At 53.2% G+C, this 23,946-nt stretch carries 22 protein-coding genes; 11 read left to right on the top strand and 11 right to left on the bottom strand.

Annotated elements, in window-relative coordinates:
* Nucleotides 1-331 precede the first annotated feature (331 nt).
* From galE to FD25_RS13380, 3 genes are read left to right on the top strand one after another with little or no spacing between them, the layout of a single operon-like run.
* On the top strand, nt 332-1,336 hold the full coding sequence (gene galE / locus FD25_RS13390; RefSeq protein WP_057804750.1) for a UDP-glucose 4-epimerase GalE: 1,005 nt from the start codon (nt 332-334) through the stop codon (nt 1,334-1,336).
* Nucleotides 1,336-2,799 carry a UDP-glucose--hexose-1-phosphate uridylyltransferase gene (locus FD25_RS13385; protein WP_057804749.1) on the top strand — a complete coding sequence of 488 codons (1,464 nt, stop codon included), beginning with the start codon at nt 1,336-1,338 and terminating at the stop codon, nt 2,797-2,799. Before galE ends, FD25_RS13385 begins: the two co-directional genes overlap by 1 nt.
* A 35-nt stretch (nt 2,800-2,834) precedes the next feature.
* A complete protein-coding gene (locus tag FD25_RS13380; RefSeq protein ID WP_057804748.1) occupies nt 2,835-3,842 on the top strand; it encodes a LacI family DNA-binding transcriptional regulator in 1,008 nt (335 codons plus the stop codon).
* Nucleotides 3,843-4,213: 371 nt separating this feature from the next.
* Here the strand turns inward: FD25_RS13380 and FD25_RS13375 are convergent, their stop codons facing one another.
* From FD25_RS13375 to FD25_RS13365, 3 genes are all read right to left on the bottom strand, one after another.
* Nucleotides 4,214-6,169 (bottom strand): M13 family metallopeptidase, encoded by a 1,956-nt coding sequence (locus FD25_RS13375; protein WP_057804747.1) that lies wholly within the window; start codon nt 6,167-6,169, stop codon nt 4,214-4,216.
* Between the two features lie 159 nt (nt 6,170-6,328).
* Nucleotides 6,329-6,826 (bottom strand): MarR family transcriptional regulator, encoded by a 498-nt coding sequence (locus tag FD25_RS13370; protein ID WP_057804746.1) that lies wholly within the window; start codon nt 6,824-6,826, stop codon nt 6,329-6,331.
* Between the two features lie 534 nt (nt 6,827-7,360).
* Nucleotides 7,361-8,242, bottom strand: coding sequence for a hypothetical protein (locus tag FD25_RS13365; protein ID WP_057804745.1), 882 nt, complete (start codon nt 8,240-8,242; stop codon nt 7,361-7,363).
* A gap of 219 nt (nt 8,243-8,461) precedes the next feature.
* Here FD25_RS13365 and FD25_RS13355 point away from each other — a divergent pair, with 219 nt between their 5' ends.
* Complete coding sequence (locus FD25_RS13355; protein ID WP_057732660.1) at nt 8,462-8,887, top strand: universal stress protein; 426 nt, start codon at nt 8,462-8,464, stop codon at nt 8,885-8,887.
* A gap of 67 nt (nt 8,888-8,954) precedes the next feature.
* Here the strand turns inward: FD25_RS13355 and FD25_RS14435 are convergent, their stop codons facing one another.
* Nucleotides 8,955-9,080: a hypothetical protein gene (locus FD25_RS14435; RefSeq protein WP_263862334.1), complete on the bottom strand. Its 126-nt coding sequence runs from the start codon at nt 9,078-9,080 to the stop codon at nt 8,955-8,957.
* 190 nt (nt 9,081-9,270) lie between these two features.
* On the opposite strand from FD25_RS14435, the gene FD25_RS13350 reads away from it, so the two are divergent.
* Both FD25_RS13350 and FD25_RS13345 read left to right on the top strand, forming a co-directional pair.
* Entirely contained in the window at nt 9,271-10,386 is a 1,116-nt protein-coding gene (locus FD25_RS13350; RefSeq protein WP_057804743.1) for a YibE/F family protein, read from the top strand.
* On the top strand, nt 10,383-11,150 hold the full coding sequence (locus FD25_RS13345; RefSeq protein ID WP_057804742.1) for a YibE/F family protein: 768 nt from the start codon (nt 10,383-10,385) through the stop codon (nt 11,148-11,150). Before FD25_RS13350 ends, FD25_RS13345 begins: the two co-directional genes overlap by 4 nt.
* 123 nt (nt 11,151-11,273) lie before the next feature.
* Here the strand turns inward: FD25_RS13345 and FD25_RS13340 are convergent, their stop codons facing one another.
* Nucleotides 11,274-12,389: a peptidoglycan recognition protein family protein gene (locus FD25_RS13340; RefSeq protein WP_057804853.1), complete on the bottom strand. Its 1,116-nt coding sequence runs from the start codon at nt 12,387-12,389 to the stop codon at nt 11,274-11,276.
* Nucleotides 12,390-12,636: 247 nt separating this feature from the next.
* Nucleotides 12,637-13,146, bottom strand: a complete 510-nt coding sequence (locus FD25_RS13335; RefSeq protein WP_057804741.1) for a Fur family transcriptional regulator — start codon at nt 13,144-13,146, stop codon at nt 12,637-12,639.
* A 273-nt stretch (nt 13,147-13,419) separates the two neighbouring features.
* On the opposite strand from FD25_RS13335, the gene FD25_RS13330 reads away from it, so the two are divergent.
* The 3 genes from FD25_RS13330 (at nt 13,420) to FD25_RS13320 (ending at nt 16,803) form a co-directional block, all read left to right on the top strand.
* Entirely contained in the window at nt 13,420-14,106 is a 687-nt protein-coding gene (locus FD25_RS13330) for a VIT1/CCC1 transporter family protein (RefSeq protein WP_146999928.1), read from the top strand.
* 16 nt (nt 14,107-14,122) lie between these two features.
* Nucleotides 14,123-14,833, top strand: coding sequence for a VIT1/CCC1 transporter family protein (locus FD25_RS13325; RefSeq protein WP_057804739.1), 711 nt, complete (start codon nt 14,123-14,125; stop codon nt 14,831-14,833).
* 395 nt (nt 14,834-15,228) lie between these two features.
* Nucleotides 15,229-16,803, top strand: a complete 1,575-nt coding sequence (locus FD25_RS13320) for an APC family permease (protein ID WP_057804852.1) — start codon at nt 15,229-15,231, stop codon at nt 16,801-16,803.
* A gap of 67 nt (nt 16,804-16,870) precedes the next feature.
* On the opposite strand, the gene FD25_RS13315 is transcribed toward FD25_RS13320, so the two are convergent.
* Both FD25_RS13315 and FD25_RS13310 read right to left on the bottom strand, forming a co-directional pair.
* Nucleotides 16,871-17,308 (bottom strand): hypothetical protein, encoded by a 438-nt coding sequence (locus FD25_RS13315; protein ID WP_057804738.1) that lies wholly within the window; start codon nt 17,306-17,308, stop codon nt 16,871-16,873.
* Between the two features lie 142 nt (nt 17,309-17,450).
* Nucleotides 17,451-17,900, bottom strand: coding sequence for a GNAT family N-acetyltransferase (locus tag FD25_RS13310; RefSeq protein WP_057804737.1), 450 nt, complete (start codon nt 17,898-17,900; stop codon nt 17,451-17,453).
* A 212-nt stretch (nt 17,901-18,112) separates the two neighbouring features.
* On the opposite strand from FD25_RS13310, the gene FD25_RS13305 reads away from it, so the two are divergent.
* Nucleotides 18,113-19,153 carry a lactonase family protein gene (locus FD25_RS13305; RefSeq protein ID WP_057804736.1) on the top strand — a complete coding sequence of 347 codons (1,041 nt, stop codon included), beginning with the start codon at nt 18,113-18,115 and terminating at the stop codon, nt 19,151-19,153.
* 276 nt (nt 19,154-19,429) lie between these two features.
* Nucleotides 19,430-19,633, top strand: coding sequence for a hypothetical protein (locus FD25_RS13300; protein ID WP_057804735.1), 204 nt, complete (start codon nt 19,430-19,432; stop codon nt 19,631-19,633).
* A 188-nt stretch (nt 19,634-19,821) separates the two neighbouring features.
* Here the strand turns inward: FD25_RS13300 and FD25_RS13295 are convergent, their stop codons facing one another.
* The 3 genes from FD25_RS13295 to FD25_RS13285 are packed head-to-tail and all read right to left on the bottom strand — an operon-like array spanning nt 19,822 to nt 23,799.
* The gene (locus FD25_RS13295) at nt 19,822-20,739 is read right to left on the bottom strand and encodes a sce7725 family protein (protein ID WP_057804734.1); all 918 of its coding nucleotides are present in this window, start codon (nt 20,737-20,739) and stop codon (nt 19,822-19,824) included.
* Complete coding sequence (locus tag FD25_RS13290) at nt 20,736-21,428, bottom strand: hypothetical protein (protein WP_057804733.1); 693 nt, start codon at nt 21,426-21,428, stop codon at nt 20,736-20,738. Before FD25_RS13290 ends, FD25_RS13295 begins: the two co-directional genes overlap by 4 nt.
* Complete coding sequence (locus tag FD25_RS13285; RefSeq protein ID WP_057804732.1) at nt 21,418-23,799, bottom strand: ATP-dependent DNA helicase; 2,382 nt, start codon at nt 23,797-23,799, stop codon at nt 21,418-21,420. The genes FD25_RS13290 and FD25_RS13285 overlap by 11 nt, the downstream gene beginning before the upstream one ends.
* Nucleotides 23,800-23,946 lie beyond the last annotated feature (147 nt).

The following is a 23,946-nucleotide window of genomic DNA, read 5'->3' as shown; positions in this document are numbered from 1 at the left end:
CTTCAAGCTCGGTCTTGGTCTAACCCGAGAAATTCACTCGGCTAAGACCAACGAGGCTATTGAGCCATATCAGGGCTGACCTCACGGCTCACGTTAGATTAACATTTAACGCTAGTATAGTCGTGAGGAAGGTCCTGGTGGGGCTCAGGGGTGTCGTTTGTGTTAGTCGGGGTTCTTTCCCGGCTTACACAAAGGTCGAACTTTGAGACCTGTTTTTCGGGCTCAAAGTCGTGCCCACCCCGTTCCAGCCTCACCAGGGCCGACCGGTAGACGAATGATTCACATAAAGTAAATTTTAACAACACAAGACAGATTGAGGAGGAAATGCGCAATGACAGTTTTAGTTTTAGGTGGTGCTGGTTACATCGGCTCCCATGCCGTTGATCGATTGGTTGAGAAGGGGTACGACGTGGCCGTCGTGGATAACTTGGTCACGGGGCACCGCGCAGCCGTGAACCCTAAGGCGCGCTTTTACCAAGGTGACGTGCGGGATCAAGACTTCTTAAACGACGTCTTCGATAAGGAAGACATTGAAGGGGTCATTCACTTCGCAGCCTTCTCCGTGGTTCCTGAATCCATGAAGAAGCCGTTGAAGTACTTCGACAACAACACGGCCGGCATGGTTTCCTTACTGGAAGTCATGAACAAACACAATGTTAAACGCATCGTCTTCTCCTCAACGGCTGCCACTTACGGTGAACCGAAACAGATTCCCATCAAGGAAACCGACCCGCAAGTGCCAACCAACCCTTACGGTGAAAGTAAGCTGATGATGGAAAAGATCATGAAGTGGTCCGACGAAGCTTACGGCATCAAGTTCGTGGCTTTACGCTACTTCAACGTGGCGGGGGCCAAGCCAGATGGCAGCATCGGTGAAGACCACCACCCCGAAACCCACTTAGTCCCAATTATTTTGGAAGTCGCTGCGGGCGAACGGCAAGAACTGTCCATCTTTGGGGACGACTATCCAACCAAGGATGGGACTAACGTCCGGGACTACGTGCACGTCGTTGATTTAGCCGACGCTCACATCCTGGCCTTAGAATACCTGAAGGCCGGCCACGACAGTAACGCCTTTAACCTCGGTTCTTCGACCGGTTTCTCTAACAAAGAAATGCTGGAAGCCGCACGGAAGGTCACGGGCAAGGAAATCCCGGCTAAGATGGCGCCACGCCGGGCCGGTGACCCAAGTACCTTGATTGCGGCGAGTGACAAGGCTCGCGACGTTTTGAACTGGCAACCCCAATACGACAACGTGGAAGACATCATCCGGACGGCCTGGAACTGGAAGCAATCCCACCCCGAAGGCTACGCTGACCGGGGGGCGAACGCCTAATGGCTCAAGATACCCTACAGCTATTTTTGGACGACATCGTGGCTTCACCGTCGCCGTACACGGCACTGGATCGCCAGTACGTGGAAAACCGCATCTACGCGTTGATTGGCGACGGTGCGGTCCAAGCGGCCACGGCGGCCAATCCGATTGATTTAGTCACGGCGTTGGTCAATACGGCCATTGCTCACGGTAAAATTAACGACACGCCGAGCGAGCGTGAAATTTTAGAAGCCCAACTGATGGACTTAAAGACGCCGCTTCCGTCCGCGCTTAACCGCGGTTTCTGGGACCGGTATCAGGAGAGTCCGTCCAAGGCGACCGACTGGTTCTACCAGTTAAGCCGGGCCAACGACTATATCAAGACGCGCAACATTGCACGCAACGTGGTCTTTGACGCCGACACGCCAGCGGGGACCTTGGAAATCACGATTAACCTGTCGAAACCGGAAAAGGACCCCAAGGCCATCGCGGCCGCACGGAACCAACCGAAGACGGGTTACCCGTTAGACCAACTTTGCATGACCAACGAAGGCTACCTGGGACGGTTGGGCTATCCCGCTCGGAGTAACCACCGGATCATCCGGTTGATGCTGGGTGGCGAAATCTGGGGTTTCCAGTATTCGCCGTACGCCTACTTCGCCGAACACGCCATCTTCCTGTCTCAAGTTCACCGGCCGATGAAGGTCGACCAACACGGCATCACCAACTTGTTGGAAATCGTGCGGCAGTTCCCGACCTACTTTGTTGGTAGTAACGCCGACTTGCCAATCGTGGGCGGCTCAATGTTGAGCCACGACCACTATCAAGGCGGGAAACACACCTTCCCAATGATGAAGGCGCCGTTGGATCGCGAATTTGACCTGAACGTACCGGGCGTCACGGCCGGTGTCGTTCAGTGGCCAATGACCGACTTACGGTTACGGGGTGCGCACCCCGAAGCCTTGGTCACGGCGGCGGTCAAGATCATGAACAGTTGGAAAGACTATTCCGACGAAAGCGTCGACGTGCGGGCTTACACCGACGGCACGCGGCACCACACGGTCACCCCAATCGCGTACCGCGATGGGGACGACTACGTGTTGGACTTGGTCTTACGGGACAACCAAACGTCCGCCCAGTATCCGGATGGGATTTTCCACCCGCATCAGGACGTGCAACACATTAAGAAGGAAAATATCGGCTTGATCGAAGTCATGGGCCGGGCCATCTTGCCCGCACGCCTGAAGACGGAAATGGCCGAAGTCGAAAAGTACCTGGTCGGGCAACCGAACCAGATTGCGGCGATGCACCAGCCGTGGGCGGACGGTTTAAAGGCCCGCCACGACCTCACGCCAGAAAACGTGCAGACCGTGGTTCACCAGGCGATTGGGAACACGTTTGCCCGCGTTCTGGCCGATGCTGGGGTCTTCAAGCGAGACGCCACGGGTCAGGCAGCCTTAGACCAATTCTTAGCACAACTTTAATCAGAATTTGACTAGTAGATCAGGAGGTGAGAACGATGGCAGCAACGTTAAAGGATATTGCCCAGGCCGTGGGCGTGTCACTGGCAACGGTTTCGCGGGTCTTGAACTACGACCGGACGTTATCGGTTAGTGACCACACCAGAAAACAGATTTTTGAGGTCGCCGAGAATTTGAACTACGCCAAGCTCAAACGGCGCCCGGTCTTGGCCAACAAACAGTTGAAGATTGCCGTCGTTCAATGGTATTCCAAGACCAAGGAACTCGACGATCTGTATTACATGTCGATCCGGTTGGGACTGGAGAAGCGGAGTGAACAGCGCCACTTCATCACCATGCGCACCTTTCAAAATGACCTGACTAAGATTGACGACGATGTTGATGCGATTATCGCCATCGGGAAGTTTAGTCCCCAACAAGTCCAAAGCTTAGCGGAAATGACCCCGAACTTAGTATTCGTGGATCAGGATCAATTAGCGAACGGCTACGATAGCGTCGTAACGGACTTTCAGATTGCGGTGCAACAGGTCGTCGACTGTTTTGCCCAACAGGGGCAGACGCGGATTGGGCTTTTGCACGGAACCGAGTGGACCACCGACGAGCAGTGTGAGGTCTTGGATCCACGGTACCTGGAGTTCAAACGGGTGATGCAAAGCCGGGGACAGTACGACGAGTCGTGCGTGTTTGCGGGAGATTACACCAACCAATCCGGGTACGCTCAGATGACTCACGCGATTGAGACGTTGGGTGACCGGTTACCCGCGGCGTTCTTCGTGACCAACGATCCGATGGCCGCCGGGGCGTTAAAGGCGTTACGCGAAGCCGATATCGCGGTGCCTCAACGGGTAAGTCTGATTGGTTTTAACGACACCACAATTGCCCGCTACGTCTTTCCGGAGCTGAGTACCGTGCACGTCAACACGGAGCTACTGGGTACCACGGCGGTGGACTTGATCGAAAATCGGGTCCAGACTGGCCGAACCACCCCGCAACGGGTGACGGTCGGCACGAGTCTGGTTTTACGGGAGAGTACATTACAGAAATGAAAAGTAAACGAAAGACCGGTTGCACGCCGCTATGGTGGGTGACCGGTTTTTTTGACGGTTAGTTTCTAAAATGGATTAAACCAAAAAATCACGCCTTGGTCGGTTAGACGAGGGCGTGATTCTTAGATTCAAAGTAAAATTGTAAGTGAGTCGTGACTAGTTTCTGATGGCTTAAAGTTACCATTAACGTCAGTCTAAGCTGGAGGGTCAGTCAGAAAGGGGCTCAGGGGTGAAATTTATCTTAGCCGGTGTTGTTTGCCGGCTTAGATAAAGGTCGGTCTTCAAGACCCGGTTTTGGGGGCTTGAAGCCGCGCCCACCCCGTTCCAACCCATTTTCTGGCTGGCCCGGAAGCGATTAGTTTAGACCTGACTTACCAGATTTTCACCCGGTCGGCTGGCTTGAGGTACATGCCGTCACCCGGCTGGACGTTAAAGGTGGTGTAAAAGTCGTCGAGGTTCTTGACCTGCACGTCGGCCCGGAGCTTAGCGGGGGCGTGGACGTCGATCGACAGCAGAAGCTGCATATACTCCGTTGTGGCCTTCATCCGCCAGACGTTGGCCCAGTTGATAAAGAAGGCCCGTAAATCGACGTCAGCGGCCGATTTAGCGGCTTCTAGGGCACAACTCAGGCCCCCGGCGTCGGCGATGTTTTCGGAAACGGTCAGTTTACCGTTAACCTTCTGACCGGCAAAGTCGATACCGTCGAATTCCTTAATCATGGCTTGCGAGAGGTCCTTGAAGTGCGCCAAGTCCGCGTCGGTCCACCAGTTGTTCAGGTTCCCGAATTCGTCGAACTGGGCACCGTTGTTATCAAAGGCGTGGGAGATTTCGTGGGCCATGACGGCCCCGATTCCCCCGTAGTTAGTACTGCTGGACTGTTCCAGACTGTAGAACGGTTTTTGCAAGATGGCGGCGGGGAAGACGATTTCATTGTTCGACGGGGAGTAGTAGGCGTTGACCGTGTTGGCACTCATGTCCCATTTTTCCCGGTCAACGGGGTGACCCCAGTGGCCGAAGTGTTGGGCTAAGGCGATTTCGTCGAAGGCTTGGGCGTTGTCAAAGAGGGACTTGGTGGTGTCGACCTTAAACTTGGCGTAAAGCGGATCAATCTTGTCCGGGTAGCCAACCTTGATCGTCAGCTTCTGGAGTTTGACCACGGCCTTTTGGCGGGTCGCCTCACTGAGCCAGTCGTTGGCGGCCAACCGGTTTTGGTAAACGCCAGCCATCTTTAAGACCATCTTACGCACGTCGGCCTTGGCGGCTTCACCGAAGTACTTACGACCGTAGTAGTCGCCAACGACTTGGCTGAAGTAGCCACTGGCCAGGTAATAAGCGGCCTTTTCCTGGGAGCGGGCTTGCTTTTGACCGGATAGGGCCCGGCCGTAGGTGCCACCGACTTGGCGGAAATCCTCGGTCAAGGTGCCACTAGCGCCCAGCACCGTCTTGACCAGCATCCAACTCTTTACGAGTGGGAAGTTGGCGGGCGTTAAGAGATCGCCAATGGCATCGAAGTAGGTTGGTTGGGGCAGGATGGCTTGATCCGGTGTGGCGCCTAAGAGGGCGGTGACGGCACTGGTCAGGTCTAGCGCATCGGTCTTAGCGGCCACGTCGGCCAACGGGAACGGGTTGTAGTCCTTCACGTAGTCGGCCGCTTCTTCGGACGACTTCACGTGCGGCGCAATCAGCGCGTCGAATTGTTTGGTTTGATCGACCAGCTTAGCGGCGTCTTCCGTGGAATATCCCACCATGGTCAGTAACTTGGTAGCCATCTGGGTGTAGATCGGCAGTAACTGCTTAGCCGCCGGGTTGTCCTTGGCGTAGTAGGTTTTGTCTGGCAGAATCAGGTTGGGCGCGTCGACGTATAACGCGTAGTTGCTGGTGTCCTTCATGTCGGGGTCGACACTCAGCGTGATTGGCGTAGGAATGCCTTCTCGGTAGAAGTCGACTAGAGCGGCGTTTAGGTCGGCAAAGTTCTTCAGCGCTTCAATCTTGGCCAAATAGGGCTTGAGAGGCGCGGCCCCGGCTTGTTCACGGGCGGTAAAGTCACGGGTTAAGGTGTAGAATTTTTTGAATTCGGCCATTTCGGCGTTGGCGGGGGCCAGTTTACCCGCTAACAGGTCGTCGAAATCGGCCATCAAGGTGTGTTCGATGTTGTCGACGAGGTCCATGAAGCCCCCGGTCGAGGCGTGGTCGGCGGGAATGGTGGCCTGGGTGGCCCACTTGCCATTGACGGCATCGTAGAGGTCTTGGTTGAGCAGGGACTCGTCAACCGGAAAAGTCGTTGCGGAACCACCGGGTTGGCCGGCAGCAAAATGAGTGGTGTGCATAACGAAATTCCTCCTTAAATATTGTCATTAGTCACAGGTTAACCCACTTAGCGGGGAAAGGAAACTATTTTATCATGCAATCCTCATGATTAGCGGGGGCACTCAAAAAGGAGTTTGAGGCTGGCCCCAAACTCCCAATTTTAAACGGAATTTAGTTGGTTATTCTTCCGCTTGTCGCCGGGTTCGCGTGACGGGCCGGTGAAACTTCGGCCGGTTACGGTCCCAGATGGCAACGTTAGCCTGATAGCGGGTGAAGAAATCGGTAATGGTTTCCGGCGCTAAATCGGACGGTAATTGATTCCAAGTTCGCGCACTTTGTAAGAAGACTTGATGAATATCGTCTTCCACCCGGGTGCCTTTAGGTGTTAACCGCAGGTACTTGACCCGCCGGTCGTCCATCTTCGCTTCCTGTTCGACGTAACCGTCTAACAGTAAGGCCCGTAACTTTCGAGCTGCGGCGGAACGCGTGGTCCGGGTGTCATCCGCAAGCTCACTTAGCGTAATGTTGCGTTGTTCATGAATTTGTTTTAACAGTAAATATTGTTCGAAACTCAATGAGTATTGCCCCGTGATCTGCTCAGCGGCGTTAATCAGGACGCAGAAAATCTCCCGGTATTGCCGCAAGAAGCTCTCAAATACTCTCTCCTCGCTTTGCATGCTTGACTCCCCCTAGATAGAAACAAATTTTTGCTGACTTAGTTGCGACGCGCTGACACCATGAGCGCTGGTCTCCGCTATCACAGCTTACCGTCATTATGCGGCACTATCGATGGGGATGAAAATGATTACACTTTATTGCGCTGGGTTAAGACAACTCAGCTTTCCATCTAGTCAAGAAAGCGCTAGCGGGGATTAACCGTTAGCGCCGGGAATCAAACTTACTTAGATTAAGAATGGTTGCTTTTCGACGCTCAGAGACTGGGACACGCCGTACATTGGTGGATTGGAGTAATAATTGATTAGGAATAGTCTTAAAAGCCAATCACTAAAACAACGGCTTGTTACTGTCATAAGCAATGTGAGCTGAAGGGGCAGTTAGAAATGGGCTCAGGGATGTGGTTTGTCTTAGCCGACGTTTTTGGTCGGCTTAGACAAAGGTCGGACTTTGAGACCCGGACTTAGGGCTCAAAGCCGTGCCCATCCCGTTCCAGCCCGTTTCTGACTGCCCCAGAAGCGCCTGATTAATTAAGTTTATTTAGTCATGTAAATGTAGAGGTGGTCCGCCGAGAACCCGGTGTTAAACCGAATCCCGTTGGAGTGGATGGTCTTGGTATTGGTGGAACTACTGTTAGACTTGGCATCCTTTAGGACCTTTTCGAACTTATTGATTACGTACTTAGGCTTGGCCTTTAGCGTAGCGCCCAGTAAGGCGAAGGTGGTCCCAAATTCCTTTTGGCCGGCCTTAGTTTTCATTTGAGCGGTCGGGGTGATCAGGGCGAGTCCCATGAGTTGGCCATCCTGCACGTTAGCCCGGACGGTTGCGGCCTTGGTGGTCACGAGGTTCTGCACGCCGTCCTTAGCAGTGGTGGGCAGGAGGTCGTCCTTGGCCCGTTTTTTAGCGCTAGCCAGTTTGACCTGAAGTTGTTGGGCCGCGACCTGTTGCTGCTTAGCAGCCGCTGCTGCGGCCGTCGGATCCGTTTTGGCTAGGGCAGTTAGCTTTTGTTTAGTTTGAGCCTGAGTTTTTTGCGCGGCCTGTAACTGTTTTTGCACCTTGGTTGGCAGGTAGCTGGCGATGACCATCTGATTGTAGCTCGCCGCAAACTTTTGGTAGTCGCCTAGCGCTTTGGTGGCCTTGACCGTAACGGTCTTGTGAGCCCCGTTGGCACTGAGTTTAACCGTTTGGTCGTGGGGGGCGGCGGGAACCTGGAAGAAGTAGGTGCCGGCCGCGACCTTGGTGGATTGTTTAGCGCCATCTTCAATCTGATAGGTCACGTGTTTGGCTTTGGCGTCACCTTTGACCACCGCGGTTAAGGCCGTGGGATGGTAGGTGGACTGCTTGGTGGTGAGGGTGTTGGAGCAACCGGCTAGGGTTAAAGCCATCAACCCTAGGGCGCTCACGAGAAGTTTTTTCATAATAATTAGATACGCCATCCTTTGAATGAGTAAAGTACTTGCTACATCTTACCACAAGTCGTTCAATCCCGCGCGGGGAGATGAGTTTCCAGCCCCAGCCCATCATTAAAAATTTGATGAAAAACACCGCGAGAGGCTTTCATAAGTTAGGCTTTATTGGTATGATTAAGGTGTTGAAAGCGATACCACTCAGGTGGATTTTGGAAAGGACGGGATAGGATGTATGAACGGATTTTAGTACCCATGGATGGCAGTAAGAATGCCCACGCAGCACTAGTGGAGGCCATTAAGTTGGCGCAAAAGCTCGGCTCCAAACTGTTCATCGTCTCCGTCGCCAGTGATCAGACCTACGCACATTATGGGGCAGAATTTGGGAGTGAAATTGTCACTCATTTCAAGGACGCGGCGACGAAGTTTTTGGACAGTGCGGTACAGGAAGTGGAAGACGCCGGGGTACCGGTCGAAACCAGTTTCAAGGTGGGCCTGCCTAAACCAACGATTGCGACCACGTTGCCCCAAGAACTCAACACCAATTTAACGGTAATTGGTCGTTCCGGGGTTCACGGGTTGGGCCGGGCCATCATGGGTTCCACCACGGCCTACGTGGTGCGCAACTCGGAGACCAGCGTGCTGGTGGTTGATTAAGTCATTAAATTAAACAAAAAAACGCACTGACCAATTGGTCAGTGCGTTTTTTCAGTAATTGGCGAGATTACTTGTTCTTGATTTCGCCCTTCAACCAACGTTGAAGATTAGCGATTTCGTCGCGCCGCTTCAGGTCCTTCTTACGGTTAACCTTCCGACGGCCTTGTACGCCATTTGGATGTGCTTTTCTCATTGTAAAAACCCTCGCTTAATTAAAATAACAATCGGCTACTATTCTACTGGTTTTCTGTCGAAATTGCAAGGTCAACTAGAAATTTCACGGGACCCCCTTCGATTTACTTAAGTTTTAAGCGGGAAATCGGTGGGGTGCAGGGAAAGTGGTATATTGAAAATTGAAAGTCTACGAGAGAGGAACGGTTAGTGTGCAATCATTCAAGAAAACGACCACGGTGACCTGGTGGGTCTGGCTCGCCGTGTTAATCGTCGGTGGCCTCTTACTCTGGGGAACCGCGCACGATGCGATTTTATACCATGATCCTATCATGCGAGTGACCGCGGTGCAACAACACCAGACCACCAAGGAGACCGACGATTTTCAAAACGTCGATTATCAAACGCAGCAGACCCTGACGGGACAACTCTTAAACACGAAAAATCGGGGGCACCAGCTGAAGGTGACCAACACTTACTCGGCTTCGGGGGCCATGGATCAGCGCTACCACGTGGGCAGTCAGCTTTTCGTGGTGTTACACCGTCATGCCGGTCATCTTAGTGCGACGGTCAAGGACCGTAAACGCGACACACCACTCGTTTTCATGCTCTGGCTAGTCGTGGGATTACTGTTACTCCTCATGCAGTTCAGCGGGCTGATGGCCTTTCTCAGCGTGGCGGCTAACGGGGTCCTGTTCTTCCTGGCCATCCTGTTAAACGGTTCGACGCAGGGCGCGCAGGTCTTATGGATCTTCGGGAGCCTAGCGGTGGCCTTTGCGGCGTTAACGTTGTGGCTGGTCTTGGGACGAACCCGCCAGATGCTGATCACGTTGGCGACTACGTTGGGTGGCACCCTGTGCGCGATTTTAGTGGCGTTACTGGTCTTTCACGTCACCCACGAGAAGGGGATGTTCTACGAATCCATGCAGTACGTCACCCAACTTCCCCGGCCGTTATTTCTGGCCGAAACCTTGCTTGGTTCGCTGGGGGCAGTGATGGACGAATCGACCGATATCATCTCGTCGTTGTTCGCGTTAAAGCGGGAGCGTCCGGAAATCACGCCGCAACAGATTTTTAAGTCGGGTCGGCAAATCGGGAGTACCATCATGGGCCCCCTGATCAACGTCCTGTTCTTTATCTTTGTGGCCGACACGTTTCCGATGGCCCTGTTGTACCTGAAAAATGGCAATAGTTGGGGGTACACCTTCTCGATGAACATGTCGATGGGCGTGGTCCAGAGCCTGATTAGCGGGATTGGGATCGTCCTGGCCGTACCGTTGGCCAGTTACCTGGCTAGTCGTTGGTTGCCTAAGGAGGTGGCCGCATGAGTACGATTACCGTGTTGGGGCTGATCTTACTGCTCCTGATGGTCCTGGTCGGCGGTAAGGCGGGGGCCCAGTCGTTCCTGGCGTTACTGCTTAACTTCGGCCTATTATTCTTAGCCATCGTCCTGGTGGCCTTTCACTTCTCACCCCTCATCGTGACGGTGGTGGTGGGCCTGATGGTATTGGCGCTGACCATCTTCATGAGTAGCGGGGATGACCTTTCAAGCACCGTAGCGTTTATTGCCTCGGCCATCGTGTTGGTGGTTTTGGTCTTACTGATTGTGCCGGTCGAGCAATGGGCCATGGTTCAGGGCTTCGGACCGGAAGACAGTGAAGACCTGGAAGGCTTGTCGGTGCTAGTTGGCATCAACTTCGTCAAGGTCACTACGGCGACGGCCATCCTCAGTACGCTGGGGGCGATTGCCGAAGCGGCGATGGCGATCTCGGCGGGGCTGAGTGAGATTCTCGAGCAGCACCCCCAGGTGGGCCTAAAAGCGCTGTTTGGCGACGGCATCAGTGTGGGTAAGCAAATCATCGGGACGACGTTTAACACGCTGTTTTTCGGCTTTTTTGGCGGTTTCCTGGCGTTATTCATCTGGTTTACCGGCGTGCACTACTCGTTTGGCGAAATTTTTAACGATAAAATCTTTGTTTCGGAAATTCTGATGATCCTATTTGCGATGTTGAGTGTTCTGTTGACGGTCCCAATCACCACTTGGGTGATGACCAGAGCGGCGGCCAATCGGCGGAAACGTACGGCAAAATAGGGGAGGGCGTGGCCCCTTAAGAAAGTGACTAATTTTATTTTTCTAAACACAAGCAAAAACGAGCGGCGACAATCCATCTGGACTGTCGCCGCTCGTTTGAGGTTTGAAACGTGAATTTAAAGTTTAGTTGCTGGCACTCACGCTGCTGGTACTGGTGCTAGCTGCGCTAGTGTCGCTGGAACTCGTTGCGACCGACGAACTGTCGGAACTGCTCGTGGCACTAGCTGAATCCGCGCTGCTGTCCGCACTCGCCGTGGTGGCCGTGGCCGTCGACGTGTTCACGTCCTGGACGTCCGTTAAGACCTTTGAGTAGACCCAGTAACGTTTGCTACTGTTCTTGGAAGGCCGGATTCGGTACCAGGTTGACCCGGTCGATTTCTTAGCCGTCATGTCGACGTAGTAGGTCTTGCCAACCTTCGGCGTAATCTTCGACCACTTCTGCTTAGCGGCGTTCTTATTTGAGCCCTTAACGTGGTTGTACAGGTAGTACTTAGCGTAAGTGCTGCTCAACTTAGCCTGCTGATTGACCGTCTTGTAAGTGGCGGTCGTCAACTTGGTGTGCGTGGTGGTGCCCATGGCGGTGTAGTACTTCTTGACCATCTTATAGAAGGCGGCCATGGTGTACTTCTGACCGAAGTACTTCTTCCCAGCGGAAGCGTAGTAACCAACTGGATCGGTATGCGTTGAGCCACCCAGGTGCTTAGCTACGGATCCGTGAGACCAAACCGTTCCTTTACCATCGTAAGCGGCATCGTTAGGCTTCAGGTTGTATTCCTTTAACAGGTAAGCCGTGTACCAAGCCGCGTTGGCGATTTCGTGGGCGAAAGCGGATTTACTGTGAACTTCGATTTGTTCAAATTGAATGAACCGAGCGTTCCCAGGATAACCAACCCCCCAGGATAAATAGTTGGTATTAGCGATGTTGATGATGTGCGAAGCGTCCACGAAGCTGTGGACGAACGCGTTGTTGTAGTTACGCTTCATGTAGGCAATTTCGTTGTAGATCGTCGAAGACGGATTGGCCGTTTCGTGAATCACGACGCCTTCTGGTTTGCCGACACCATGCCGATACTTGTACTTCGGAAAGCCACTCCAAATGCTTTTAGTGACCTTCGCTGGCTTATAATTATGACTTTCAATATAACTGTTGACCTTCGAACTAGCATTAGCCGAGAGCGTACCGCCGAAGAGGCCGGCAAATCCCACAGCGGCTACTGCCGTTAGGAGAACTTTAGACATTTTCACCCGAATCATCCCTCAAATCTTTCATTATCTTATTTGTTAACAACCGTCTATACGGCTGCATCGACGTGATTTCGTACCTTACTATATCGGTAAATGCCGCTCACGACAACCGGTTAGTAAGGCCGAGGTTTTAATATTACGCTTCTAATATCAATAACCACGGGCTTTGTTTCGGGTGTTTTCAAATAGATTAAAACTGCACGACGCCTGTAATCTCACTGTAATATCAGAAGAAACCGGTTTAATTGGCCGTTGGCGCCGAAGCGGCACCTTGCGCCCACTGTTTTCTGGCGGGATCGATGTGCAACTTTTGTTGACACTCCGGACAGAGCCCGTAGACTTCCACGTGGTTGCTGGTGACCAGGTACCCGGTTTGGGCACTGGCTTCTTGGTTGAGTTGCTGTTCCAACTGGGCAAAGTCGGGCGCAAAGACGTCGGTAATCTTACCGCAGTTTTCGCAAATCACGTGGTAGTGGGGTTGACCATAGAAATCGTAACGGATACCGCCGTTATCGTTGGGTAGTTCGATCACAATACCAAGGTCCACTAAGAGGTTTAACGTGTTATAAATCGTGGCCATACTAAGATTAGGTTGTTCCGCCGCGAGTGCGGTGTAGATGGTCTCGACCGCCGGGTGATTGTGATGGTTGACCAGGTAGGTCAAGATGATCCGTCGTTGGGGTGTTACCCGAATATGGTGTTCCTTTAAGGTCTTCAATGCTTGTGCGAGAAGTTGGTTAGGTTGGGCCATGGAAATCCCTCCTTATAATTAGTCTTGTTTGACTCTATTAAACCACATTTTAGCGAGACTTCCAGCTTTCTGTTTTAATTTAGAATAATTCGCAGTTACGAAAATTTCTTGGACGCAGGTGATTTACATTTGGGATATTCGTGCTAGAATAGAATTGTTGTCAGATAAGAACGATTCTAAAATAAATAAAAATTTAGCCGTACCAAACTTTTGAATTCAATTCGTGTTATGATAAAAGTACTGCGGTTTTAAAACCATGTAGGGGGTTATATGATGAAATCAGAGAAGAAGCCAGCAACCTTAGCGCAACGGATCAACGTGCTACGGGCCAGTGTCATGGGGGCCAACGATGGTATTTTGTCCGTCGCGGGGATTGTCATTGGGGTGGCCGGTGCGGCCACGAGTAGCTTTGCCATCTTCATTTCGGGGATTGCCGGTATGATTGCCGGGACGGTATCGATGGCCATGGGGGAATACGTGTCGGTCAACACACAAAAGGACGCGCAACGTAAGGCCATTGAAACCCAAACGGTGGCGTTGGACGACGACTACGACGGTGAATTTAACTTTGTTAAGAACAAGTATATGGCTAGTGGCATTAAGCCGGAACTGGCCGAACGAGCGGCGCACGAAATGATGGCCAAGGATCCCGTCAAGGCCACGGTGCGAGAACGCTTTGGGTTTAACGTGGGGGAATATACCAATCCGTTTTCGGCGGCGATTGCTTCGATGATCTCGTTTCCAACGGGGTCCATCCTGCCGCTATTATCAATTAGCTTACTACCCAAGAATTTACGAATCTGGGGAACGTTTGTGGCAGTCATCATCGCGTTATCGATTACCGGCTACATCGCAGCAATCTTAGGTAACGCTGATCGCCGGAACGGGACCGTTCGTAACGTGGTTGCCGGGGTGATCACCATGTTGGTGACGTACTTTATCGGTCGGTTATTCGCATAAGAGGGAGCGTTAAACAATGGTAGCAAATGATACGCTGCGTTTAAAGAAGAGTAAGAAGCAACACCAAACCATGGACGAAAAACTCAATACGTTACGAGCGGGGGTCCTGGGATCTAACGACGGGATCTTGACGGTCGTCGGGGTACTGTTCAGTGTGGCCGCGGCGACCACCAATCAATTCACGATTTTCATTGCCGGGTTGTCCGACCTGATTGCCTGTGCCTTCTCGATGGCGTCCGGAGAATACGCCTCCGTCAGCACGCAAAAGGATACCGAACGGTCGGCGGTCGCCAAGGAAGCCGAACTATTAAAGACCAACTTTGACGACGAACTAGCCACGGTACAGAAGTTCTATGAGGGGCGGGGGGTGTCCGCCGAAACGTCACTGGCGATTGCCCAAGATTTGATGAGTAAAAACGCCCTGGAGACCATCGTTGAAGTGAAGTATGACATCAAGCTGGGACACTACATGAACCCGTGGGATGCGGCGTTCTCATCCCTCTTCTCCGCGTCGGCCGGTGGGGTCTTCCCACTAGTGGCGATGACGTTCTTGCCGGTCGCCTGGCAGTGGCCGGGAACCATCATTGCCGTGATCTTATCCGTGGCGTTGACCGGGTTTCTGAGTGCGAAGTTGGGTCACGGTTTAGTTAAAACGGCGATTATCCGCAACATTGTGGTGGGAATTATTACCATGTTTATTCACTACTACGTCGGGCAACTCTTCTAAGAAATTTCTAAGCCATTTGCCAGACAGGTAGTGTACAATAGCCAAATAATCCCGCGACGGGAATTAGAAACTGTCTCAAACGTTGGTCGAAGATTGAATTAGGCATGAGGCTCGTGTTATTAAAATAACAATTGGTCAATGACCATGAAGAAGGTCATTGGTGCTAGTGTGAGCTGGAGGACCAGTTAGAAATGGGCTCAGGGGCGAAATTTGTCTTAGCCGGTGATTTTTACCGGGTTAGACAAAGGTCGGTCTTCAAGACCTGGTTTAAGGGCTTGAAGCCGTGCCCGCCCCGTTCCAGCCCGTTTCTGACTGGTCCGGAAGCGTTTGACCTTTAAGCCAGTTTTTAGTGATTGTCGCGGTTGAAAGTGAGGAAATTTGGCTTGAAGCGGAAAATGAGTTTGTTTTCATTAGTCATGCTAACGCTCAGCGCCATCATTGGGTCGGGCTGGTTATTTGGGGCCGGAATGGCCGCCCAGATTGCCGGACCGGCCGCTATTTTGTCCTGGATCTTAGGGGCCGTCGTGATTGGCCTGATTGCGTTAAACTACATCGAACTAGGCACCATGTTTCCCACTAGCGGGGGCATGAGTCAGTACGCCTCCTTTTCCCACGGGCCGTTACTCGGGTTCGTGGCGGGATGGGCGAACTGGTTGTCCCTCTTAACCATCATTCCCATTGAGGCCGTGGCGGCCGTGCAGTACATGAGCTCGTGGCCCTGGGCCTGGGCCAACTGGACGCGAGGTTTCCTGCACGCCGGAAACGTGACCAACCTGGGGCTAGTCATCGTGTTCCTTTTTATCTTGGCTTTTACGTTATTAAATTTCTGGTCGGTCAAGTTGTTGACTCGTTTTACCAGTTTTATCTCGATTTTTAAACTGGGGGTCCCAACGTTAACGATTCTGGTGCTGGTGCTGACGGGGTTCGAACCGCAGAACTTTGCGGCCAAAGCGGGCTTCATGCCGGGTGGGAGTGCGTCGATCTTTGCGGCAACGACCGCGGCGGGAATCATCTTCTCGTATAACGCCTTTCAGACTACCATCAACATGGGAAATGAAATCGAGCACCCGGAACGCAACATCTTCTGGGGAATCGTGATTGCCTTTGGAATTAGTACCGTGATTTACACCCTGTTACAGGTGGCCTTTATCGGTGCCGTCCCGGCGAGTGCGTTGACGCACGGCTGGTCCGGGGTCAATTTTGAATCGCCGTTTGCCGATATTGCAATTCTGTTGAATCTAAATTGGTTATCGACGCTACTATACTTAGACGCGTTCGTATCGCCGTTTGGGACCGGGGTGTCGTTTGTGGCTACCACCAGTCGGGCGCTAGCGGCGATGACCGGGACCAAGCACATGCCCACCAAGCTGGGCGAGGTCAACCGGAAGTACCAAACACCGCGGCGGGCCATGATCGTTAACCTGGTCTTGGGCGTGGTGCTGGTCGCTGGATTTCGGAACTGGAGTGCGTTGTCGAACGTGATTTCCACGTCCACCCTGATTGCTTATTTGACCGGGCCGGTGACGGTGATGAGTCTGCGGCACCAAGCCCCGGATTTCACCCGGCCGTTTCGTTTGCGTCACCTGAACTGGTGGGCACCGTTAGCCTACGGGTTAGCCAGCCTCGCGATTTACTGGGCCAAGTGGCCAACTACGGTCGAGGTCTTTGGCGTGACTGCGTTAGGCTTAATCTTTTACGTGTATTACGAGGTTCGCCGACCAGAGGGCTGGCCGCAACTACGAGCCAGTCTTCGCGGGGGCCGTTGGCTGTTGGCCGAAATGATTTGGTTGACTCTGATGTCGGTGGTCGGGAGTCACCAATTCGGCGGGGCCGGCTGGTTGCCGTACCCGTTAGATTTTGTGGGTGTTTTGCTGGGCAGTTGGGGGTGCTACGCGTTAGGCGTGCACGATGCCTATCGTAGTGAATCCCTGAACGTGGCCGCCGAATTAAACCAACGCGTCACGGAGTAAAATCTTTTGCGTCGATTCTCATAAGTTAAAAAAGCGGCATTCCCATGACGGGAATGCCGCTTTCGTGTTAATTTTGATAGAACCAACCCATAGCGTGCTTGGGCGACCACTTGATATGTTGGCCGTCCAGGAAGCCTTCCTGAATCTTTAGGCGTTTCTGCTGGGCTAGGGGACTGTAGCTGGCCTTCACGTAAAGGATGCCACTCGATAAATAGTGACCCTTTAAATAGTAAGTATGCGCATTGATCTTCCGGTACGAGACCTTACTCAGATGGTCGGCCGCGGTGGGCGGATTTAACTGTAACGTTAACTTGGTCGTGGTGAACTTGAGGTTAGGTTTTTGACCGTTGGCGTCCTTTTTATGCATGGCGTAAGTGCCCCGTAACACCTTGGGCGTACCCGCGTGCCACTTGGCCGCCTGTGCGGTCGTGGTCGTCATGGCGGTTCCCAGCCCCCAGGCGCTGAGGGCCACTACCGTTAATATTAAGATTCGACTTTTTAACATGACAGATTCCTCCCATATTGACTGAGTGCGCTGAAAATCAGGTCATTGGTGAAACTAACTGATGAATTCGTTTTCAGTATACCACAGCTAACGGGGTGATGATGATCCGGTGGGCTGATGATTTTGACCGTTAATTGACAGGTTAGTGCTGAGACCACCGCCAATTTTGGTGGGCGTCTTGTTCGAAGCCGGCTGCGGCCACGACGGCATCGTCTAGATTTTGAGAATCTTTGAGGGTGAGGACGGTAAGTTGCAGTTCTTCACGCGCAAAGTTGACTAACCGGTCGACAATCTCTTGCTGTTCGCTGGCCGGCAACGTTTGGCCGCTCAGGTAGGCTTGTCCCTTGTGGGCGGGCAGGTCAACGGTGTGGAAGCCCCCCCAGCCCACAAGTCGGTGGGTGGCACGGCGTTCGATTCCCCAGGTCAGAGCGTTACGGCTCATGGTTTGGTGCATGGTGGTGTTGATCCATTCGGCCGTTTCCGCGAGGTCTTGGTCGGTCACGGCCGCAACCTGCTTGAGCCGAAATTGGGTCAACCAGTCGAAACGGAACTGGGGGGTGAGCAGCGGGTGGTAGCCTTCAAAGCTAGACATAAAATTGGGATCCTTTCTGTGCTAAACATGGAATGTGGCGAGAAAATAAAGTGAGTGAGTTAAGGCGTTAGCTTATCGCTCAATTAGTCGCGCCGTTAAATTAGTTTCATTGTACCGGTTATTGGCGGCGACCACCAGTGACTTAATCGTTTTTGTTTTCGGAGCTGTGCTATACTGAAAGGGGATACAGATAAGTTGAAAGGGGTAACAGTATGACCGAAGAGTTTTACATTGGGACTTATACCAAGCGCATCAGTCGTGGAATTTATCAGGTGAGCGTCGACAAGGACGCCGCTAAATTAACGAATTGCGAATGGTTGGCATCTGCCGGTAGCCCAACTTATATTGCGAAATCAAAAGCACAACGTTTATACGTCATTAACAAAAAAGAAACCGATGGCCAAACGGAAGGCGGCTTGATTATCTATGATATGTCAGATAAGAAGCCACGGGCCATTCAACAGGTCTTGAATCCGGGCTCTTCACCCGCTTACGTTTCTGTCGACGAAGCGCGGCAGTTGGTCTACACCGCCAACTACCACACGGGGAAGGTCACGGTTTATAAGATTGCGGCGGACGGATCGTTGACTCAGGCCGACGAAATTACCGATACCGATCCCGTGGGACCAGCCCCAGAACAAGCGGACGGGCCACACCCCCACTACGCTAACTTAACGCCGGATGGGCGCTTAGTCGTTTGTGACTTAGGGACCGATCGGGTTTACCTCTACGACGTGGCCGATGACGGCAAGTTGAGCGCCGTGAGTCACGTTGACCTACCAGCGGGTTACGGTCCCCGGCACATCGTGTTCGATGCGCCGAAGAGCGTCGCTTACCTGGTCGGCGAACTGAGCAGTAACGTGGCTACGTTGACTTACGACGAACAGGCCGGCAAGTTTACGGTCAAGCAGATCACCCACGTCATTCCGGATGACTGGACGGCCCACAACGGGTCCGCCGCGATTCGGTTGAGTAGCGATGGGCGGTTCGTCTACGTGTCAAACCGGGGAAACAACTCGATCACGGTCTTAAAGACCGCCGATGATGGCACCCTGACTGAGATTCAACGAATCGCCACGGAAGGTGACTTCCCCCGGGACTTCAACTGGACGGCCGATGAAAGCTTGGTTTTGGTCGTGCACCAAAAGTCCGATAACGCGAGTCTCTTCAAGCGTGATGCGGAAACCGGGAAATTAACGCTGGCCCAAAAGGACTTCATGGTTCCGGAAGGGGTCAGTGTCTTGCCCGCCTAAGCGAGAATAACTGACTTATTTTTTAAGGCGTCGACAATCATTGTCGACGCCTTTTTGCTGGGCAGATTTGGGGGAGTCCGCCACGACTGAACTCGGTGTTTTGCGGCCGGTTAGATAGTTAATAGACTATATTGTAAGTCAGCGATTGGTCAAAATAACCAACTGGGAAAAATTCAGGTATATTTATCGTGAAGGGGAAGGATGGTGATTTGAACCCATGATTTGGGGGCGACAAATCACCGGAGGCAGTCTATCTTGAAAATGGGGGTAATCACGATGTTTGCACTACTAGGGTCTTGGCTATCGTTGATTGTGACGTTTTTAGCGATTTTCTTTTTCGTCTACGGTGTGGTTACGTTCTGTTACCAACGCTGGGATAATCACAAGAAGCGCAGTGCCAAACGGAAGTTGCAAGCTTGGGCAAAACCAACGGGGGTCCAGTACTGGACGGTTACCAAGCTCGAACCGAATAAACACTAAACGAAAGGGTCTGGGACAAAAGTCCCAGACCCTTTGTGTCTCCGAACAGCTGGTGCCGAAACGTGCGCCAAAAGGCAGCTGGTTCCGCTTAACCCCGTAAGTCAGATAATCCAAGTTCGGGATTATCCGCCTTACGACGTTAATGCTCACCAGCTAATCGCCTTTTGTCCCACTCTCTTTTTGATGGACTAAACGGGATAGTTCTGGCGCAAGAAGGCCGCCATGACTTGCAAGTGGTGTTCCAGACTCAGGCGTTTGACCACGCCTAATCCCGGAAAATGGTGCTGGTCGTAATAGGCGGCCAGTTGGCGGGCCGCCGGGGTCTGCGTTGCCATGGGTTGTGCGGGTAACCAAGCCGCTAATTTGGCGACGGCTTGGAAAAACTTTTCTTTAGGGTGTTTGAAATCGTTCCGGTCGTCCGAGACGAACCGGTGAATTCGCAGTTGGTTGCCGGCAAAGTAGGTCAGGTGGAGGGTCACGGCGCGGGCCGGATAACCGTGCTCACTGTAACGTCCGCCACCGATGGTGTAGTCGCTAAAGCCCTGATTGTTAGTTTCAGTCACGCGTTGCCAATCATCGCTAAAGAAACCATCAACCAGATTGGCGTAGGTTTGCTCTTTGGCGGGAAACCACGCGTGGTCGAACAAACTGACGGTCGGCCGGTGAATCAGCTGACGAATTCGGGCTTCGGGTGGCACCAGAAGATAGGTGGGTAAGGTGAGCCATCCGGCGGCCTGCGCCGCAACGAGTTCGTCGTATTGCCGGGCAATCAGGAGGGTGCGGTGACCGGCTAGCGGTTTCAGGGCTTCCGGGGTCGTGGTCGGTCCCAGGACGTGACCCAAGATGAGGTTAGGATTATCCCGCCAGGGTTGCCAATCGTGGAGCTTTTGCTGGGTCAACGCGTAGTCACTGACCGTCGGGTTGGTCACGAGGACTAGCGGTTGATCGTGTTCGACGAAGGCGGCGACGGTTTGCGGGAGGGCTTTGATGTCGCGAACCGGTTCGATGATGGGGATGAGATTGGACGGTAAGATGTGCTGTTGGGCAACGGCCCTTAAGGCCTGCAGGTCGAACTGCCGCCCGCGAAAATACGGTAAGTAGATCATGGGCGCGCCTGCTTTACCCGTTGGTGGAGCTGATGGACATCTAAGTTGAGCGCGTCGACTTCTTCTTGGAGGGCGGTCACGGCGGTCGCCTCGGTATCGGCCACGAATTGGTCGTAGAAGTTGCGGTCGGGATTATAAACATCGTAGTGTTGGTGGCGTTTCTTCAGTTCCTGGTAAAGGTGTTCGGTACTGTATTGTTTCAGACCGGTCGCCATCTGCTTAGCCTTGAACACTTCGCGGCCCTGTGACGCAATGAACCGGCTTTGCAGTTCGGTTGCGGGAACTTGTAAGTCTTGATGCCGCGGCGGACGAGCCACCGTCAAGTACCCTGGCGTGACCGGGGGTTCGCTCGCCGTTGCCAGTAATTGCGCGTCAAACGGCCGGTAAATCAAGACTCCGATACCGGCGGGAATTTCGTCGACCACCGTTTGGTAGAGTTTTAGTGGAAGCACGAAGTAGTTGTAGTGGCCCACGAACGAGAGCTTGGCGCTGGAGTGAAAATCACTTTTAGTGACCTTGAGTTCGTAACAGCGCCATTCCACGGTGTGGTCGGGTAGTTCTTGATAACTGAGCGTGTCGACGATGCCCTGATCGTCGGGCATGGTGACCTCTTCGACCGCGGTGGCCCCGGCTTCGCGGCAATAGTAATACAGCGTGTGTTCCATGGCTAACGTGAGTTTAGTTTTCATGTTGTGGGGCCTCCTGAGTCCAAAAGTGGGCGATGGCCGGCCCTAACTGTTCGGGGCGGTAGAGTCGCTGGTAGTGTTGCCAGTGCTGCGGGTAGAGCTGGGTGTAACGTGACGTGGTGAAGCGCTGGTCCATGAGTAAGACCACCCCGACGTCCTGAGCTCCCCGAATCAAGCGGCCAGCCGCCTGGAAGACGTTGTTGAGACCGGGTAACTGGTAGGCAAAGGCGAAGCCGGGTTGTCCCTGCTGGTCAAAGTAGTCGCGAATTAGATCGTTTTCGGGACTGATGCCCGGTAGACCGACACTTACGATGCCGACGCCAATGAGCCGGCCGGCTTTCAGGTCAATACCTTCGGAGAAAATCCCCCCCAGTAGCGCGAAACCGACCAACGTTTGGTCGGGGTCGGCGGTGAAGGCGTCGAGAAAGTCCTGCCGAGCAGTTTCCGTCATTTGGGCCTCTTGGCTAATGGTGTGGAGCTTGGGGTAGGCCATCTCGAAGGCCTGTCGCACGGTCAACAGGTAGCTGTAAGACGGGAGAAAGATCAAGTAGTTGCCGGTTCGTCCGTCGACTAGCGTTTTAATGGCCAGGAGAATATTGGCCAGGTTGGCCTGACGTTGTTTGTAGGTCGTTTGGATGTAGTTGGTGATGAGTAATTGTTGATGTTCCGGGGGAAAAGGAGATTCTAGACGGTAAGCCAGACTGTCGTCACCACCGCCCAGAACGGTCTGGTAGTAATTTAGTGGTGAGAGGGTCGCCGAGAACAGCACGGCGCCGTGCCCCAGCGCCAGACTGTCGGCCAGAAAAGCACTGGGATCGAGGCAGAGTTGTTTCAGGGTGATATTGCCGTCTTCCAGGGTCAGGCGCATCCGGTAGGTATCATCGTAAAATTCACCGATGCGCTGATAACTGATGGCCGTGAAGTAGAAGTCCAGGATGGCCTGGGTGAAGGGCGTTTGGGGTTGGTCGGGCAGCCAGTCGTGAATGGCTTCAATCAAACGACCGAGGTCGTGGTTGAAGTCTTCGGGCGGCGTTAAAAAGGTGGCGTCGACCTGACCACTCTGACGCAGGGGCGCGCTGACGTCGGTAAAGGTGTCGCGGAGGTCTTGCAACCGGCGGCGGAGTTTGGCAGAGGCTTGGGGTAGGTCCTCACTTTGGTCCAGTAACCGGTCCACGGGCCGGCTACTGATGGCCGCCGAGTACATGTCCCGGGAGCGGTCGACTAGGTTATGGGCTTCGTCGATCAGAAAGAAGTTGTCGGGATCGGTGGTGGCAAAGAAGCGTTGAAGGTGAACCTGAGGATCGAAGAGGTAGTTGTAGTCGCCAATCACCACGTCACAAAAAAGACTGGCATCCAGTTGAAATTCAAACGGATCCAGGGTGTGTTTACGGGCGTAGGTTTCAATCACGTCACGGGTGAGTTGGTCGTTATGCTGAATCAGGTCGAGTAGCGCCGGCTTCAACCGGTCGTAGTACCCCAACATAAACGGGTTGTTCTCGGGTAACAGGTCGGCTTCTTCGGGGAACTGAAGCTTGTCCTTAGCGGTCAGGGTGATGCTTTTAAGTCGCAGTCCCTGAGCAGCCATGAGCGTGACGGCTTCTTCGGCCACGCGACGGGTGCTTTGTTTGGCGGTCAGGTAGAAGATGCGCTGGATGACGCCCTCGCCGATGGCCTTGATCGTGGGAAACAGCGTTGAGATGGTCTTCCCGGTCCCGGTGGGGGCTTCGGCGAAGAGCCGTTTACTGCTGAGAACGGTCTTATAAACGGCGACGGCCAGCTCACGTTGACCGGGGCGGTACTGACCAAAGGGAAAGGTTAAGGCCTTAATCGTCGGGTCGCGGCGTTGCCGGAGGTCGTCGCGGAATTTTAACCAGGTCTCGTATTCGTCGATGACCTGCTGGAAAAAGGTTTGTGCTGCGTCGCGGTCAATCGTTTGGTCGGTTTGAGTGACCTGATCCGTACTGGTCTGATAGTAGGTCAACGTCAAGGTCAAATGGGTCAGTGCCGGGAACTTACAGAAGAGCAGGTGGGCGTATAGTTTGACCTGGGCCCAGTACAGGGTCAGGGTGTTGTCGCTTAGCTGCTCAAAGTCCGTATCCGATGTTTTGATTTCTTCAATTGTGGCCGTGTCAGCCTCGTCGGTGCCTAACGTGACCCCGTCGGCGCGACCGTGGAGGAGGTAGTCGTGGCCCACGAGCGTCAAGGGAAGATCCAGGTAATATTCTTTTTGGTAGTCGGCCCCGCGTTGTTTTTGCAGGCGCCGGTGAATCTGTGCGCCCAATAAGGCGGTGTTTTGACTGTTCGACGTGGTGCCCAGGTCGCCGGTTCGTAAGGTGAACTCGACCAGGTCGCGGACCCCGAGTTTGATTGGCATGGTGACTTCCTCCGTTTCTGGGCCTAATCATACCATATTTTAAGGGTGGTTTGAACGCACGTTCGCGGGTGGAAACTGTGGGGGATAATCCTGATTGTGAAAAAGTTATAGAAGTGGCTTGGCAATTTAAATGTAATCGCTTACAAT

This window comes from Levilactobacillus acidifarinae DSM 19394 = JCM 15949 (genome assembly GCF_001434835.1).
GTDB classification, from domain to species: Bacteria; Bacillota; Bacilli; order Lactobacillales; family Lactobacillaceae; genus Levilactobacillus; species Levilactobacillus acidifarinae.
This window is presented reverse-complemented; position numbering and strand designations above follow the sequence as displayed.

What these genes read in the sequence shown, in the direction of transcription:
- FD25_RS13315 (WP_057804738.1), bottom strand. Translation starts at nt 17,308, where the DNA reads ATGTTAAAAAGTCGAATCTTAATATTAACGGTAGTGGCCCTCAGCGCC.
- FD25_RS13330 (WP_146999928.1), top strand. Translation starts at nt 13,420, where the DNA reads ATGAAATCAGAGAAGAAGCCAGCAACCTTAGCGCAACGGATCAACGTG.
- FD25_RS13290 (WP_057804733.1), bottom strand. Translation starts at nt 21,428, where the DNA reads ATGAAAACTAAACTCACGTTAGCCATGGAACACACGCTGTATTACTAT.
- FD25_RS13305 (WP_057804736.1), top strand. Translation starts at nt 18,113, where the DNA reads ATGACCGAAGAGTTTTACATTGGGACTTATACCAAGCGCATCAGTCGT.
- FD25_RS13335 (WP_057804741.1), bottom strand. Translation starts at nt 13,146, where the DNA reads ATGGCCCAACCTAACCAACTTCTCGCACAAGCATTGAAGACCTTAAAG.
- FD25_RS13345 (WP_057804742.1), top strand. Translation starts at nt 10,383, where the DNA reads ATGAGTACGATTACCGTGTTGGGGCTGATCTTACTGCTCCTGATGGTC.
- FD25_RS13380 (WP_057804748.1), top strand. Translation starts at nt 2,835, where the DNA reads ATGGCAGCAACGTTAAAGGATATTGCCCAGGCCGTGGGCGTGTCACTG.
- FD25_RS14435 (WP_263862334.1), bottom strand. Translation starts at nt 9,080, where the DNA reads ATGAGAAAAGCACATCCAAATGGCGTACAAGGCCGTCGGAAGGTTAAC.
- FD25_RS13285 (WP_057804732.1), bottom strand. Translation starts at nt 23,799, where the DNA reads ATGCCAATCAAACTCGGGGTCCGCGACCTGGTCGAGTTCACCTTACGA.
- FD25_RS13340 (WP_057804853.1), bottom strand. Translation starts at nt 12,389, where the DNA reads ATGTCTAAAGTTCTCCTAACGGCAGTAGCCGCTGTGGGATTTGCCGGC.
- FD25_RS13325 (WP_057804739.1), top strand. Translation starts at nt 14,123, where the DNA reads ATGGTAGCAAATGATACGCTGCGTTTAAAGAAGAGTAAGAAGCAACAC.
- FD25_RS13375 (WP_057804747.1), bottom strand. Translation starts at nt 6,169, where the DNA reads ATGCACACCACTCATTTTGCTGCCGGCCAACCCGGTGGTTCCGCAACG.
- FD25_RS13320 (WP_057804852.1), top strand. Translation starts at nt 15,229, where the DNA reads ATGAGTTTGTTTTCATTAGTCATGCTAACGCTCAGCGCCATCATTGGG.
- FD25_RS13385 (WP_057804749.1), top strand. Translation starts at nt 1,336, where the DNA reads ATGGCTCAAGATACCCTACAGCTATTTTTGGACGACATCGTGGCTTCA.
- FD25_RS13300 (WP_057804735.1), top strand. Translation starts at nt 19,430, where the DNA reads ATGTTTGCACTACTAGGGTCTTGGCTATCGTTGATTGTGACGTTTTTA.
- FD25_RS13355 (WP_057732660.1), top strand. Translation starts at nt 8,462, where the DNA reads ATGTATGAACGGATTTTAGTACCCATGGATGGCAGTAAGAATGCCCAC.
- FD25_RS13365 (WP_057804745.1), bottom strand. Translation starts at nt 8,242, where the DNA reads ATGAAAAAACTTCTCGTGAGCGCCCTAGGGTTGATGGCTTTAACCCTA.
- galE (WP_057804750.1), top strand. Translation starts at nt 332, where the DNA reads ATGACAGTTTTAGTTTTAGGTGGTGCTGGTTACATCGGCTCCCATGCC.
- FD25_RS13310 (WP_057804737.1), bottom strand. Translation starts at nt 17,900, where the DNA reads ATGTCTAGCTTTGAAGGCTACCACCCGCTGCTCACCCCCCAGTTCCGT.
- FD25_RS13370 (WP_057804746.1), bottom strand. Translation starts at nt 6,826, where the DNA reads ATGCAAAGCGAGGAGAGAGTATTTGAGAGCTTCTTGCGGCAATACCGG.
- FD25_RS13295 (WP_057804734.1), bottom strand. Translation starts at nt 20,739, where the DNA reads ATGATCTACTTACCGTATTTTCGCGGGCGGCAGTTCGACCTGCAGGCC.